The sequence below is a fragment of the Exiguobacterium abrahamii genome (assembly GCF_015645365.1).
In the GTDB taxonomy this organism is placed as follows: domain Bacteria; phylum Bacillota; class Bacilli; order Exiguobacteriales; family Exiguobacteriaceae; genus Exiguobacterium_A; species Exiguobacterium_A abrahamii.
The window spans coordinates 227,237-242,461 of the sequence record NZ_JADOYC010000005.1; the positions used below are offsets into that span (position 1 = coordinate 227,237).

General features: G+C 48.6%; 13 protein-coding genes. All 13 read right to left on the reverse strand.

The genetic code is table 11. The annotated features are described in order from the left end of the window. Positions 1-99 precede the first annotated feature (99 nt). Positions 100-1,479, reverse strand: a complete 1,380-nt coding sequence (locus tag ITJ88_RS14335) for an SIR2 family NAD-dependent protein deacylase (RefSeq protein ID WP_370567839.1) — start codon at positions 1,477-1,479, stop codon at positions 100-102. Between the two features lie 174 nt (positions 1,480-1,653). Further along, a complete protein-coding gene (rlmH, locus tag ITJ88_RS14340; protein WP_195866093.1) occupies positions 1,654-2,133 on the reverse strand; it encodes a 23S rRNA (pseudouridine(1915)-N(3))-methyltransferase RlmH in 480 nt (159 codons plus the stop codon). A gap of 72 nt (positions 2,134-2,205) precedes the next feature. Beyond that, on the reverse strand, positions 2,206-2,367 hold the full coding sequence (locus tag ITJ88_RS14345; protein WP_023469838.1) for a CxxH/CxxC protein: 162 nt from the start codon (positions 2,365-2,367) through the stop codon (positions 2,206-2,208). 145 nt (positions 2,368-2,512) lie between these two features. After that, the gene (locus ITJ88_RS14350) at positions 2,513-3,802 is read right to left on the reverse strand and encodes a S1C family serine protease (protein WP_058713710.1); all 1,290 of its coding nucleotides are present in this window, start codon (positions 3,800-3,802) and stop codon (positions 2,513-2,515) included. A gap of 106 nt (positions 3,803-3,908) precedes the next feature. Then, a complete protein-coding gene (locus tag ITJ88_RS14355; protein ID WP_023469840.1) occupies positions 3,909-4,700 on the reverse strand; it encodes an MBL fold metallo-hydrolase in 792 nt (263 codons plus the stop codon). A 10-nt stretch (positions 4,701-4,710) separates the two neighbouring features. Next, positions 4,711-5,547 carry a two-component system regulatory protein YycI gene (locus ITJ88_RS14360; RefSeq protein ID WP_058265606.1) on the reverse strand — a complete coding sequence of 279 codons (837 nt, stop codon included), beginning with the start codon at positions 5,545-5,547 and terminating at the stop codon, positions 4,711-4,713. 6 nt (positions 5,548-5,553) lie between these two features. Then, positions 5,554-6,870 carry a two-component system activity regulator YycH gene (gene yycH / locus ITJ88_RS14365; protein WP_023469842.1) on the reverse strand — a complete coding sequence of 439 codons (1,317 nt, stop codon included), beginning with the start codon at positions 6,868-6,870 and terminating at the stop codon, positions 5,554-5,556. Beyond that, positions 6,867-8,717, reverse strand: coding sequence for a cell wall metabolism sensor histidine kinase WalK (gene walK, locus ITJ88_RS14370; protein ID WP_029343019.1), 1,851 nt, complete (start codon positions 8,715-8,717; stop codon positions 6,867-6,869). Before walK ends, yycH begins: the two co-directional genes overlap by 4 nt. A gap of 2 nt (positions 8,718-8,719) precedes the next feature. After that, positions 8,720-9,427, reverse strand: coding sequence for a response regulator YycF (yycF, locus tag ITJ88_RS14375; RefSeq protein WP_023469844.1), 708 nt, complete (start codon positions 9,425-9,427; stop codon positions 8,720-8,722). A 441-nt stretch (positions 9,428-9,868) separates the two neighbouring features. Continuing rightward, entirely contained in the window at positions 9,869-11,161 is a 1,293-nt protein-coding gene (locus tag ITJ88_RS14380) for an adenylosuccinate synthase (protein WP_029343020.1), read from the reverse strand. Between the two features lie 211 nt (positions 11,162-11,372). Next, entirely contained in the window at positions 11,373-12,725 is a 1,353-nt protein-coding gene (dnaB, locus tag ITJ88_RS14385; protein ID WP_023469846.1) for a replicative DNA helicase, read from the reverse strand. Positions 12,726-12,744: 19 nt separating this feature from the next. Beyond that, the gene (rplI, locus tag ITJ88_RS14390; protein WP_023469847.1) at positions 12,745-13,188 is read right to left on the reverse strand and encodes a 50S ribosomal protein L9; all 444 of its coding nucleotides are present in this window, start codon (positions 13,186-13,188) and stop codon (positions 12,745-12,747) included. After that, positions 13,185-15,170 carry a DHH family phosphoesterase gene (locus tag ITJ88_RS14395; protein ID WP_195866094.1) on the reverse strand — a complete coding sequence of 662 codons (1,986 nt, stop codon included), beginning with the start codon at positions 15,168-15,170 and terminating at the stop codon, positions 13,185-13,187. The genes rplI and ITJ88_RS14395 overlap by 4 nt, the downstream gene beginning before the upstream one ends. Positions 15,171-15,225: the final 55 nt, after the last annotated feature.

A 15,225-nucleotide genomic window follows, 5' to 3' on the forward strand; every position in this document is an offset into this window, starting at 1 on the left:
ATTACAAAATAAATCTGAGGAATAATCTCACAGATAAAAATCTCAATTGTGTACAGTTTATAGTACTGTACACAATTGAGACTATAATTTTTAATAGATTTATCTATCATCCTCTGTCACAAGTTTTCTTAGCCCATGTTTTAAGCTAGTAAGAATATTTTGCTTTGAATAGTGATACAATTCATCTATCATGTCTTGAGGAATATCATTTTTCCTTTTATGCCATGATTTTGTCGCTGACCAGCTCTGTCCGTAATACTGAACAGCTGAGCTGTCTAAATTTACGTATCGGAGAACTTTATTCAAAGATTCTGCAGTTAGTTGAAATAGTCTAGGGGACATTTTTTTGTACTCATAGTTAACTACAATATCCAAGATTATAGTTAAATATTTATCGTACATTTTAAATGCTCCGTCTTCATTAGATTTTTCCCAAACTCTGCTAATACAAACTGTGAGAAACTGTATATACGTAGAAATCATATGGTGTTCAAATCTTGATAATATATTGATTAATTGCAATCTAAAATCTCTTTTTCCAATAAAATCCTCTATAAATTTTTCATTTTCCTCCTCTAAATTTTTTATAAGTTTACTTAATTCCAATAATTCACCATCATATTCCTGTTGCTTCTTAATAATAAAATTAATCAAATCATTTAAAAATTGCGTTAAATCACTTATTTCAATAATTATATTTCCATTCTCATCTTTATAAGCATCTTCTTTTGGTGAGGATGTCCAAAGAGCTTGTATAATTTCATGAGGATATTCGTTTTCCTCTGTATAGATGTTTTTAGACCAATCAACTGCTGACAAAACATTAACGTCTCCTAACCCATAACCTAGAATCAAGGTGGTGGATTCTCTAATTGTCATAGCTAACTTTGATTGCCTATATTCATTAGGTCGGAAAAGCGGTATATAATCTTCCTGCGTGATAATAATTGTTTCTGGATCTAACCTAGTTCCATGTAAATGGTAAATAGGGATAATATTTTTAGGAGCAGATAGATAATTCATCGGGCTTAAACTCTTGCTCTTACCTGTAAGAATAGTCTCAAGAACTAAATCGTAGTTCGTGGTAACTATCCATGAAGGATTTAGAATATCAAATATTTCTCTAAATTTTTTTGTTTTCTCTTCATTCGGAAGCCAGTTTGATAATTTACAAATTTCTCTTTTAAATAAACGTTTCGCCTCAACATAATCAATACTTTGCTCGATTGCTAACTTTTTAATGATTAAAGTTGCTAGTTCAGGTAATGAAACTCCAATTAATTCTTTGTCATTCGGTAATATTATGTTAAATTTGTCACTTGCCTCTTTAATTAAATCGAACCAACCCAAAGCCGGTGAAAATTCATCATCGATAACTGTTTTAGAAAACCCTGCTCCAATAAACATTCCTAAATTTCCGTAATTAAACGCATTAAATAATTTTTCAAGCACTATCTCTCTTGATATATCCTCGCTCACTAAAAAAACCTCCATAGTACTACACATTTTATTACGGCGATTGAATGTAATTGTATTGTATTGTCACTTAATCAAAATTAATTACAGCCAGTATTAATCGAGTATTTGTTTATTTAAAAACAGCACCTTCCATATAATTTCGATGGTACTGTTTCTACTCTACAAAAACCTCATTTACTTATGATACGGCTCATTCCGATTAATCCGATACGCCCGATAAATCTGTTCACAGAGAATCATCTTCATCAACTGATGCGGGAATGTCATCTTCGAAAACGAGATTGTATCATTCGCCCGCTGCATCACTTCTGGTGCAAGACCAAGTGATCCACCGATGACGAAAACAATCTTGCTCTTACCGTATGTTGCCAGTTGATCGAGTTCTTTTGCGAACTGTTCGCTCGTCCGTTGTTTTCCTTCAATAGCAAGTGCGAGGACATGAACGTCCGGTCCGATCTTCGCTAAAATCCGTTCGCCCTCTTTTTTCTTTACTTGCGCCATCTCCGCTTCACTCAACTGCTCCGGTGCCTTTTCGTCCGCGACCTCGATTTCTTGGATCGAACAGTACGCACCGAGACGCTTCGTATATTCGGCGATGCCTTGCTTCAAATACTTCTCTTTTAGCTTTCCGACCGTAATGATGGTAATTTGCATCTTTTTTCTCGCTTTCTGACAGAAAATTCAGGAGTTATCCACAGAGTTATCCACAAATCCACATGTTGATATTTATTTTTTGCTTGACACAAGATATGTTGCCGGTGCGTCACAGTATTCACAGGTGATGTTTTTTTCTGGATTTAGCTGATCGAGAATCGGGTATTGTTCTGTTTCATCTACGATTTCGTCAAGCGCGAGCTCGACATGTTCTAAACAAACGTACTTATCCACAGGTGGTCTCCTCCTTTCACTTATCCACATTTATCTGCTTCCAGTATAACAAATATCAACCTCCCTGACCGAAAAAGCCGTCGGTTTCCTTACTCAAAAAAACCATCCACAGGTCGGACCTGTGGATGGTTTTTCAGGTTATGCCTTATTGAACGGTTGGTGACTGAGCCGACAACTTCACATCTGCTGTCTGTTTTTCACCGCCCCGGTAGAACGTGACTTTGACCGTTTCGCCAACTTTTGCATCCCGGTAGAGGACACTTTTTAAATCCGCGAACGATGCGATCGCTTTTCCGTTGATCTCAACGATGACATCGTTTGCCTTCATTCCCGCTTTTTCGGCTCCACTGTTACGGGTTAGACCAACGACGACGATTCCTTTCGTGACATCATTCGGTAATTTCAGACGATCTTCGCGGTACCCGCTTGGGAATTCCTGCACGTCACGAATCTGAATCCCGAGCTGTGGACGAACGACTTCACCGTTTTGCTCGAGATCACGCATGATTGGTAACGCTTCGTTGATCGGAATCGCAAATCCGACTCCTTCAACACTTGCTTCTGCAATCTTCATCGAGTTGATTCCGATCAATTGACCGGCTGTATTGATGAGCGCTCCACCCGAGTTCCCCGGGTTGATTGCTGCATCGGTTTGGATGACTTCCGTGTTGAAGTCTTGCTGCCCATCCTTGTTCGTATCGACGGGGACAGATCGTTCCTGCGCACTGATGACACCGCGCGTGACCGAGTTCGCAAAGATCCCGAGTGGGTTTCCGATCGCAAGGACCGTTTCACCGGCACGTAACGTATCTGAATCCCCCAGTTTTGCGACTTGTGTCACTTTCGATGAATCAATCGAAAGGACCGCTAAATCGTACGTCGGATCTTCGCCGAGGACTTTTGCCTCGAGTGATGTTCCGTCAGATAACGTGACAGACAAGCGGCTCGCCCCTTCAACGACGTGGTAATTCGTAACGACGTAGGCTTTATTGCCGTCTTTTTTATAGATAACGCCGGACCCTGCACCCGTTTCCTGATCAGTTCCTTGGAACGAGCTCTGAAGGTTCGTCACGCTCACGACGGCTTCCTTCGTCTTACCAACCGCACCGACGATGTCGGCTTCATCCTCTGTCGTCTGTGTTGCAGTCTGTTCCGCTGTCGTCGACGAAACCGGAGTTGGACTCGTCATCTCATCACGGACGAACGGCCACGCGACGAGGGCGATCAACAAAGCTCCGACGATTCCGCCGATCAGACCGACGAAAAAGGCTTTTCCGGCACCACGACGACGCGGTGGTTCTGGTTGTTCTTCATATGGTTCACGATAAGGGCTGACCGGTTCGCTCGTTGCCGGCTGACGGGGCGGGAAGCCGCTCTCATCGGATGACTGTTCGTATCGTTCGGATTCGTTCCGTGGTTCTTCGGGTCGATCCATCGACATACGCCTCCTTTATGACTCTCTTTACACAAGTATACCCCCATCACGTGGCAAGTGAGCCAAATGTGGGGGTCTTTTGAGCATATTCAGTAATTTCCCATAATCAAAGCTTTAGGAGCGGTGTCGGAATGACCGGATCCGTGTCGAGAAGCTGAATCTTACTCAGATCGACGTCACGACTTGCGAGCGTCTGAGAGACACTCATCCGAGCGAGTTCCTTCATGTTGTTGTCCTTGCTCAAGTGGGCCATGTGGATCCGTTTCGTCCGGTCATCTAGGACCTCGCTCATCGCGATTGCGGCGTCCTCGTTCGAGACGTGTCCGTAATCCCCGAGGATCCGTCGTTTGACGCTCCACGGATAATGTCCCATCTGGAGCATGCCGATATCATGGTTCGCTTCGAAGATATAGGCATCAGCGCCCCGAATGACACCTTTCATTCGGTCCGAGACGTATCCGGTATCCGTGATGTGCGCCAATCTTTTTCCTTCATGGGCGAACTGGAAGAACATCGGATCGGCTGCATCGTGACTGACGTTGAATGATTCGACTTCGATGTCACCGAACTGCTTGACCTCTCCGACTTCCCAGAGGAACTTCAGCGCCGGATCAATCTTACCGATCTTCGCTTCCATCGCTGCCCATGTCTTTTCATTCGCATAGAGCGGGATATTGTACTTCCGTGCCATGATGCCGACGCCTTTGATATGGTCGGAGTGCTCATGGGTGACGAACAGACCATCGATGCCATGTGGCGACCGGTCGATCTGGTCGAACAAGGCGAGCATCGCCTTGCCGGTCAATCCCGCGTCGACGAGCAAGCGGGTCTGTTCACTTTCGATATAGAGGGCGTTCCCCGTCGAGCCACTGGCCATGACGCTGTAGTGTAGGCTCATCGTGCATTCCTCATTTCTCTGAGACTGTATCCAATCGTTCGACGGTCTGGACACCGCCATCAATCGCATTGACGAAGTAGACTTCTTCATTATCGAGCTCGATTTGCCACGTCGGCGGCAGGATTTGGACCGATTCCGTGCCTTCCGTGACGAGACAGAAATAACCGAGCTTGTGACTCGTCAACCGCTTCGATGCCGGGAACAAGCCTTGCTCCGACAACTGGACGATCGCTTCACTTGCCGATAACAACGTCACGTCCTGCGCTTGCCGGACGACCTTGTTCAAGTGGCGTTGTTTGTAGCTGACGATTTCCTTCGCATCGTTGAGCTGCAAGACGAGCAGGGACGGTCCGATCATCGCATCGTCCTCACGCGACTGCTGTGGTGTCGAATAGAGCGGCTGTCCCTTATACGTCTGAACGAATGTCATCTCCTGATACTTACTATCATACTTCCAAAATGTATATTCGGCACCATACCGAACGGACGCTTGAACGAACGATGAAGCAGAATCCCGCATCGTCTTCGTTTCGAGTCGATACGGTTTCGTTAACCGGACCGACCACTCGACATCATTCTTGACGGAGGCGACCGCATCACGAATCGGTGAACTCGCAAGTGGCGCCAGCGTTCGCGCATCGACTTCGGCTGTCAAATAGCCGATGTCTCGCGTGACTGGTTGCAGTTTCTTCTCGTCGATTTGACGATCCTTCAAGATCGATTTCCCGGTCGCACTCGTCGCGACGATCCGCGGCTCGACCATCCGATCCATCAATTGAATGGCGAGGTAGACGTTCAGGATCAAAAAGGTCAGCATCAATAAGGTCTTCGCTTTACTCCAGTCCATTCATCCTCACCCCTCATTCCCGACAGCTTGATTGATCGATTGCCAGACGCCGTCGATTTTGATGAACCACGTCGGCTCAAAGACGGCATAGCGGCTCGTTGAAATCTTATACGTCATCTCATATCCAATCCGGATCCCACTGATCTCTTTTAAGAGATCAGCACGGCTCAGACGTTCGAGAACCGTTTCAACAGCTGGTACCGTCTCTTCCCGAAGGATCAATTTCCGCTTCGCCCGAAGCATGCTACGGCTGAGCGATCGGACTTGATTTTCCTCGTACATAATCTTCAGTGTCGCGAGATCGAACTTCGTCTGTTCGAGCAGCGGACCACTCTCCCCAAATACCGGATATCGGTTCAAGTACAACCGGAACGTCGCCGTCTGTTCCTCACTCTTTTTACTCATCTGATCAAAGTAATACCGGAAGCCACTGCGCTGGGTATCTTGATCGAGCCAGCCCCCATGAATGTTGACATAGCTGACGAGCGTGCTGTAATCGACCGTCGAGCTTTGGGTGTTCGGCGATAACGTATTGAAGCGATAGACATTGTAGTTTCGGTCATACGTCGAAACGCTGACGCCGTCCGTCAAGACGTCGAGATCATCCCGACTCTTGATTTGCTGGACATTCGAGTTCTCAGCGAAAAAGGCACTCCGGATGCGGTCGAGTGGTTTCGGCGATTGCCCGACCTCGTCATAGACGAAGACTTGCTCTAGTCGCGTCGTACCGCTCGCGACATACGTATAATCGCCACCTTTGAGTTCAACGCGTGTCATCGGTTTTTTCTTATCATGTGCGAACAGTCGCTTCAGAACCGTCTCATCGCCGACGAGCTTGAAGTCCTTCAGGCGACCGGTCGCCGACTCGAGACGGAGGATTGGTCCATCATAATCGAGTAAATAGAGCCGTTTGATCGGTTCCGAGAAGGCGATTTGTTTTTCGCCGAGTAACTCTTCAAGAATCGTCGCACTGATCGGTGTCGGGAAAATCATCTCGACACTCCGGTCACCGACCGGAATGTTATTCGCTTTATCCGTCAAGACAAGGACACCGATGTTAAACGACGCACCGATTCGGTTAAGGAAGGTCCGACCGATGATTTGTGTCTGATAGATCCCTTCCTGATCCGAATAGACGAGTAGTTCCGGGTTGATCAGTTGGTTGCTTTCAATCGTCTTTGAGGCATCGATCTCGTTAAACGAGACCTGTTCCCGCTCGATTGATTCACTGCTTGGATGATAGGTCCAGAGCATCGCTGTCTGAGCGATCGAACCGGCGACAAGCAGGACGAGTAACAGCGAACTCCAGTGTTGTTTCTTCATCCGGCATCCACCTCTTCGATCACCTCATACGGAAGCGTGAAGTAAATCGTCGTGCCGCGTCCCCATTCACTTTCTGCCCAGATGTCGCCACCATGTGCCGAAACGACGTCTTTTGCAATCGACAGACCAAGACCGGTGCCGCCGATTTTACGGGCACGGGCTTTATCGACACGATAGAAGCGTTCGAAGATTTTTTGGAGATTCGCTTTCGGGATTCCGACACCTTCATCCTTGATGCTGATGACGATCCGTTTTGCCCGGAGCATCGTCCGGACGGTGATCGTTCCGCCTTCCGGTGAGTACTTGATTGCGTTCGTCAGGATGTTGTCTGCGACTTGGATCAATTTATCCTGATCCCCACGGATATAGACTTTCCGCTTCATGATCTTACGGCGGAAACGAATCCGTTCCGGCTTCGTCATGTCATGGCGATCGAGAATCTCATTCAGGAACTGAATGTAATCGAAGCGGACCTTGTTCATCTTGTATTCCTTACTGTCCATCTTCGACAGCTGTAAGAGATCGGTGACGAGGCGGATCATCCGCTCTGTCTCGTTTTGTGTCGTCTCAAGGAAACGCGGTGCGAGTTCCTCATCCTGATACGCGCCTTCTGCCAAAGCTTCGAGATAGCTGCGCATCGTCGTCAGCGGTGTCCGGAGCTCGTGACTAACGTTTGCGACGAATTCGCGACGATCCTGTTCGACTTGCTCCTGTTCCGTGACGTCATGCAGGACGACGATCATCCCGGTAATCGGACCACTGTGTTTCTTGACGGGCGAGAAGAATGCCCGGACGAGGAACAGTTCGTCCTCACTGCTGAAATCAAGCAGACGCGGTGGCATCGTCCCGTCTTCCGGAATCATGAAATCGTCACCGAGTGCCAGTAAGTCCTTCAAGTTCGTTCCGACGACGCTCGCATCGTCCGCACCGACAATATCCTTCGCTTGATCGTTCATCAAGATGACGCGCAGCGTCCGGTCCGTCGCGATGACGCCATCGGTCATGTTCTCAAGGACACTCGTCAACTTCCGCCGTTCAGCTTCCGTCGTCGCGTTTGCTTCGAGCAACTCATCCGTCAATTCGTTGAACGAACGAGCGAGTTGCCCGATCTCATCGTCCGAATAGACCTTAACCTTCCGCGAGAAGTTCCCGCGTCGCATCTCGATTGCTTGACGCCGCATATCGGAAATCGGGCGTGTGATCGTCCGCGACAGCAAGACACCGAGAATCGACGTGATGACGAGGGCGATGACCGTTCCGGTCGCAAGAATCCGCGTGACCTGTTGCATCTGCGAATAGATCGACTCCATCGAGGCGCGAACATAGATCATCCCGGTCGTGACACCGTCTCGTTCCGAGGTAACCGGTACGGCAAAGATCCGGATCTTATCCTCTGATTCCGGATCAAGCACGGTGTCTGTCCGGGTCGAGCTCGTTGCCTGTGCTTTTTTAATCAATGAATTCGTTGCCCGTTGTCCGACCGCCGATTGGTTCTCGTTATCCGATGTTGCCTGGATGATCGAGTCCTGATCGATGATCTGGACTTCGAGGATGTCGTTCCTTGAGGTGGAGCCATTACTAAACTCAGACAGCAGTTGCCCTAGTGATTGGGACAACTGCCGCTTGGAGGCGTCATCATCGCCTGTTTTATCGAATTCCTTCCCGACGTTATAGGCGACAAGACCTGCCCGGTCCTCGACCGACTTCGAGAAGTTCGTAATGTACTGCTTTTCAAGGGAACGAACGAAATAGACACCAATGACCTGCATCGCCACTAAGATCAATAAGGCATAGATGACGACGAGTTTCCATTGGATGGATTTAAAGAAGTTCGTTCCTTTTAACATCGTTATTCATTCTCCCCGTCTTGGAGATAGTAGCCGACCCCACGACGCGTCATGATATAGACCGGCGTACTTGGGTTATCTTCGACTTTCTCACGAAGACGACGTACCGTTACGTCGACTGTCCGGACGTCACCGAAGTAGTCATAGCCCCAGACCGTCTGTAACAAATGCTCACGTGTCATGACTTGACCGATGTTTTTCGCAAGGTAGTGCAACAATTCGAACTCACGTTGCGTCAGCTCGATTTTTTGATCCTTACGTGTCACCGTATGCGAATTCGTATCGATATACAGTTCTCCAACTTTGAGTGGACCTGGTCCAACCGGTTGTGGTGTAGCTTCCGGACTCGTGTTGCGTAAGTGGACTTTCACACGGGCAAGTAACTCGCGCGAGCTAAATGGCTTCGTCACGTAATCGTTCGCGCCAAGCTCAAGACCAAGTACCGTATCGATCTCGGAATCCTTCGCTGTCAACATGATGATTGGAATCTTCGACGTCTTCCGGACTTCCCGGCAGACCTCCATCCCGTCCATTAACGGGAGCATGATGTCGAGCAACATCAAATCCGGTTTGAACTCCTCGAATTTTTCTAATGCCTCCACGCCGTCATTTGCGATCGCGACCTGGTAGCCTTCTTTTTCTAATTTAAACTTGAGTATATCTGCAATCGGTAACTCGTCATCGACGACTAGAATTTTGCGTTCCGTCACTGGGTGTGCCCCCTTAAAAATTTCTATTCAATCTATTTTACCTGTTTTTTCGGCATATAGAAAGGTGGCGACGGAAACTCCCGGCGCCACTCTCTCTGCTGTTCGTCGTCTCACGAGAGAGGTTCCACGTGAAACACTGTATTCAGTATACCTGTTTTTGCTTCCGTTTGTGAACCATTTCGCACAAAAAACGAGGCTGACTCAAAAGTCAGTCTCGACAAAGATAGGGATGTCAGAATGATGATCTGCCACCCCTATTCCGTAACAAAAAGAATGACGCGTCACACGCCACTCCTACAGGAAAAGCGCATTGATGCGCTGTCAGAGACAAACAAGACCCGCTTTCCTGCTTAAATGAAGCAGGAAAACTGGCTTGTGTCTCGCCTGAGGAAAGGGCGTGAAAAGACGCGTCATTCTTTTTTAAGTTAGTCCTGTTAAGACTTATGCTTCTTCGTAGAGATCACGCAAGACGACTGTCTGTTCACGACCCGGTCCGACCGAGAACGTGACGAGCGAGATACCTGTGAGATCCGCAATCCGCTTAACGTAGTTCTGTGCGTTCAACGGTAGATCTTCAAAGCGACGGACACCTGTGATGTCCTCTTTCCAGCCCGGCAGTTCTTCGTAAACTGGAACACATGCTTCGAGATCACGGAAGCTTGCTGGGTACTCATCGATCTGTTTACCGTTGAATTCGTATGATGTACAGATCTTCAACGTGTCGAGTCCTGTCAGAACGTCGATCGAGTTGAGCGAAAGATCCGTCAACCCACTTGTACGGCGCGAGTGGCGAACAACGACCGAGTCGAACCAACCAACACGACGCGGACGTCCCGTCGTCGTTCCGTATTCACGACCGACTTCACGGATTTGATGCCCGATGTCATCGAACAATTCCGTTGGGAACGGACCGTCACCAACTCGTGACGTGTACGCTTTACAGACACCGACGACGTGATCGATCCGGGCTGGACCAACACCGACACCTGATGCGACACCGCCAGCTGATGCGTTCGACGAGGTAACAAATGGGTACGTTCCGTGGTCAAGGTCGAGTAAGACACCTTGTGCGCCTTCGAACAACACTTTTTCGCCGTGATCAAGGCTATCGTTGACGACGACCGATGTATCGCAGACGTATTTCGCGAATTCTTGTCCATACGCATAGTACTCTTCGAAGATATCGTCGAACGCGATTGGTTCAGCGTCATACATCTTCGTGAACATGCGGTTCTTTTGGTCGAGAACGATCTTCAACTTCTCAGCGAACGTTTCTTTGTCGAGTAAGTCTGCCATCCGGATACCGATTCGTGCGGCTTTATCCATGTAGCACGGTCCGATTCCTTTTAGCGTCGTTCCGACTTTAGCGTCGCCTTTCGCTTCTTCTTCTAACTGATCCTGCAACTGATGATACGGCAAGATGACATGCGCCCGATTCGAAATTAACAAGTTATCCGTTGAAACACCACGATCGTGCAGATACTTCAATTCCTTGACGAGTGATTTCGGATTGACGACGAGACCGTTCCCGATGACACATTTCTTATCCGAGTAAAAAATACCTGATGGGATCAAGTGCAATTTGTACGTCTCGTTATTGAATACGATCGTATGTCCTGCATTGTCTCCACCTTGATAACGTGCTACGACGTCGGCTTGTTTCGAAAGAAAATCGGTGATTTTCCCTTTTCCTTCGTCGCCCCACTGTGTTCCGACTACTACTACTGATGACATCTTATCATCCACCTCCACGTACGATTCAAAACCACGACTAAGTGTAACGCGATAAAAAAAAGAAGTCAACCAAATACCGAACAATTAATTGTTACAATTCTCTTTCGTTCGTTTAATTATCGTTTTTGATAAATAAACTGAGAATCTTTAGGTGAAAATAAAAAAAGCTACGTTTTGTCTCCGATCAATCGAAGACAAAACGTAGCTTGGATTAAGCTGGTGGCGCGTACGAGTTACTTGGCTCGAGATCCACGAACTTGTTGAATTCTTTTCGGAAGGCGAGTTTGACGGTACCGGTTGGACCATTCCGCTGTTTTGCGATGATGATCTCAATCGTATTCGCATCTTCCGTTTCTTTATTGTAGTAATCGTCACGATACAAGAAGGCAACGATATCGGCATCTTGCTCAATCGCTCCCGATTCCCGGATATCCGACATCATCGGTCGCTTATCTTGACGACTCTCAACCCCACGCGAGAGCTGCGATAAGGCGATGACCGGAACTTCGAGTTCCCGCGCGAGTGATTTCAAGGAACGGGAAATTTCCGAAACCTCTTGTTGACGGTTGTCGCTGGAGCGACCATTCCCTTGAATCAGCTGCAAGTAGTCGATCATGATCATTCCAAGCCCGTGCTCCTGCTTCAAACGACGGCACTTCGCCCGGATATCGTTGACCCGAATACCGGGTGTATCGTCGATGTAGATGCCGGCTTGAGACAGGTTACTCATCGCAAGCGATAACTTGCCCCAGTCCTCTTCCTCGAGTTGACCAGTCCGGAGTCGCTGCGCATCGACGTTTCCTTCAGCACAGAGCATCCGCATGACGAGCTGTTCGGCACCCATCTCAAGACTAAAGATGGCGACGTTCTCGTCAGCGCGTGTCGCGACGTTTTGCGAGATGTTCAAGGCAAACGCCGTCTTCCCGACTGATGGACGTGCTGCGACGATGATTAGATCGTTACGCTGAAATCCGGCCGTCATCTTATCGAGATCCTGGAAACCGGTCGGAATCCCCGTCGTCTCGCCGCTTTGCTTATGCAATTTATCAATCGTTGCATAGGCACTCGTCAAGACGTCCGAGATCGGAATGAAGCTCGCGCTCCCTTTTCCTTGTGATACTTCGAGAATCTTCCGTTCTGCCTCGTTCAGCAGGACATCGACCTCATTTTGCCGCTCGTACCCGTCAGTGACGATTTCACCCGCCGTCCGAATGAGACGCCGAAGCGTCGACTTCTGATCAACGACGTTGACGTAGTAATTAATGTTAGCTGCGGTCGGTACCCCTTCCGCGAGTTCCGCTAGATACGGTAGACCACCGATCTCATCTAGGATACCAAGCGTACTGAGCTCGGCTGTGACCGTGACGAGGTCGATCGCTTCGCCTCGGTCGGACAGCACGAGCATCGCTTCGAAGATCCTCTGGTGAGAGGCACGGTAAAAGTCCTGCGGTAACAGACGTTCTGATGCACTGATCAAACGATCCGCATCAATCATGATCGCCCCTAGGACGGCTTGTTCTGCCTCGATACTTTGGGGAGGCATATTTTGCATGACTTCACTCATCACCGTTCCCCTTTTCTACTCACGCCTCTTTGACCTGAACGTTTAACGTCGCTGTCACTTCGTTGTGTAGCTTCAATGGTACCTTCGTAAAGCCGAGTGCCTTGATTGGGTGCTCGAGCTCAATTTTACGTTTATCGATCTTGTAGCCCATGCTCTTGAGTGCTTCCGCGATCTGTTTGCTTGTGACAGAACCGAAGACACGACCGCCTTCACCGGCTTTCGTCGAGACGACGATCGTCTCTTTTTCGATTTTCTCTTTTAACGCTTGTGCGTCAAGCAAGTTCTGTTTCGCTTCTTCTGCTGCTTTACGTTCATGTGCTTCATGTTGCTTCAAGTTGCCAGTCGTCGCAGGACGCGCCAACTTTTTCTTGAAGAGTACGTTATTTGCATAAGCATCGGCCACGTCTTTGACGTCTCCTGCTTTACCTTGTCCTTTTACATCTTGTAAGAAAATAACCTTCATTCTGATTCCTCTCCTTTTGTCTCATCTTCTAGATATTGATCGATCGCTTTACGCAACGCATCCGCGACCGTGATGACCGATTCTGACATCTGTGTCGCCGCGTTCGTCAAGTGACCGCCGCCGCCAAGCGTCTCCATGATCAACTGGACGTTGACTTCTCCAAGCGAACGGGCACTGATCGCTGTCCGTCCGTCTTGAAGTTCCGCGATGACGAAGGCAGCACGAATGCCTTGAAGCGACAACAATTGATCGGCCGCTTGTGCGATCAAGACTTGATCGTGAATGACGCCAGGTTCCGCTGTCGCAATCGCCATCCCTTTCGTATAGACCTCGGACCGCTCGAGGATATGTGACTGCTCAACGTACGTCTCAAGATCCTGACTGAGGAACTCTTGCACGAGCACCGTGTCAGCACCTTGTGAACGCAAGTAAGATGCAGCATCGAACGTCCGCGAGCCGGTCCGAAGCGCAAAGCCTTTCGTATCGACGATGATTCCGGCAAGTAACGCCGTCGCCTCAAGCATCGATAGCTTCTGATTCGTCGGCTGGTACTCGATTAACTCGGTGACGAGTTCTGACGTCGACGATGCGTAAGGCTCGAGATAAACGAGGACCGCATCTTCGATGAAATCCTCCCCGCGCCGGTGATGATCAATGACGACCATATGCTCGAATCGATCGAGTAACGTCGGCACGACGACGAGCGACGGTTTGTGGGTATCGACGACGACGAGTAACGTCTGATCGTCAATCAACTGATCGGCTTGAAACGCATTGACGAACCGTGTCTCGAGTTGTGGTACTTCAGCGATCTCGTCCATCATCCGGCGAATCCCGCGACCGATTTCTTCTGGCGGTAAAACGATATGCGCTTCCTTATCGTTCATTTCCGCAAGCTTCAAAATGCCGATCGCTGATCCGAGTGCATCCATATCCGGATTCTTATGCCCCATGATCAGGACACGGCTTGATTCCTGCATTAAATCACGAAGCGAGTTGGCGATGACCCGCGCCCGGACACGTGTCCGTTTTTCTGTCGGATTCGTCTTGCCACCATAAAAGCGGACTTTCCCGTCGCGTTTGATGACGACTTGGTCGCCTCCCCGCCCTAACGCAAGATCAAGACTCGATTGAGCCATCAGACCAAGCGAAGGAATCGGATCACTGCCGCAACCAATTCCGATCGATAACGTCAACTGGACACCACGCTGACTCGTCTCTTCGCGCACGATATCAAGAATCGTGAACTTCGATCGTTCAAGAATCCGTAGATTCTCTTCTGTCGTGACGATGAAATAGCGATCGGACGCGGTTCGTTTGATATACGTTCCGTGTTCGGCTGCCCAGTGATTCAACAGTTGCGTAACTCGGCTGTTCAACTCACTGCGCAACTGATCTTCGATACCTTGTGTCATCTCATCGTAGTTATCGAGATAGATGACGCCGATAACTGTCTGATTGTCGACGAGTTGTTGTTCGACTTGTGCTTCTTCTGTCATATCGAACAGATAAAACGTCCGGTTCTCATGATTTGAAAAGACGCGATATACGGCATCACCGATTTCAAGCGTCGCTTGGTCCTCGTTCGTCGCGACCATCTCGATGAATAAGGGATCGAGCTCATTGAGCGTCTGTCCCATCGCTACATCATCAAAGATCTCCCGCATCGGATCATTGAACCAGGTGACGAGGGTTTCCTCATCGTATAACAAAATCCCGATTGGCATGTTCGTCAACGCATCTTGTCCCGTCTCCTCGACTTGCATCGAGATTCCGGCGACATACGCCTCCCATGCCCTGCGTGCACGGCGTTCTTCGAATAGGTGCAATCCGAAGAGGAGGGCAGTCACGACGGCTCCGATAGCAGAGATGATCGGTTCACGTACAGCGACGACGAGAAGCAGACCGACGATTAATAAATACGGAATGAAGCGAACGATGCGTCGTTCTCGTTCCGGTGATACTTGTTGACCTGACTCCATCGTGTCCTCCTTATATGCTCTATAGGGTTCATTTAAATTTTTAGTAACTTATTTA

Bases quoted from the DNA above. Each gene is read 5' to 3' on its own strand.
- rlmH (WP_195866093.1), bottom strand. From the start codon at position 2,133: ATGCAAATTACCATCATTACGGTCGGAAAGCTAAAAGAGAAGTATTTG.
- ITJ88_RS14350 (WP_058713710.1), bottom strand. From the start codon at position 3,802: ATGGATCGACCCGAAGAACCACGGAACGAATCCGAACGATACGAACAG.
- ITJ88_RS14355 (WP_023469840.1), bottom strand. From the start codon at position 4,700: ATGAGCCTACACTACAGCGTCATGGCCAGTGGCTCGACGGGGAACGCC.
- ITJ88_RS14360 (WP_058265606.1), bottom strand. From the start codon at position 5,547: ATGGACTGGAGTAAAGCGAAGACCTTATTGATGCTGACCTTTTTGATC.
- yycH (WP_023469842.1), bottom strand. From the start codon at position 6,870: ATGAAGAAACAACACTGGAGTTCGCTGTTACTCGTCCTGCTTGTCGCC.
- walK (WP_029343019.1), bottom strand. From the start codon at position 8,717: ATGTTAAAAGGAACGAACTTCTTTAAATCCATCCAATGGAAACTCGTC.
- ITJ88_RS14380 (WP_029343020.1), bottom strand. From the start codon at position 11,161: ATGTCATCAGTAGTAGTAGTCGGAACACAGTGGGGCGACGAAGGAAAA.
- dnaB (WP_023469846.1), bottom strand. From the start codon at position 12,725: ATGAGTGAAGTCATGCAAAATATGCCTCCCCAAAGTATCGAGGCAGAA.
- rplI (WP_023469847.1), bottom strand. From the start codon at position 13,188: ATGAAGGTTATTTTCTTACAAGATGTAAAAGGACAAGGTAAAGCAGGA.
- ITJ88_RS14395 (WP_195866094.1), bottom strand. From the start codon at position 15,170: ATGGAGTCAGGTCAACAAGTATCACCGGAACGAGAACGACGCATCGTT.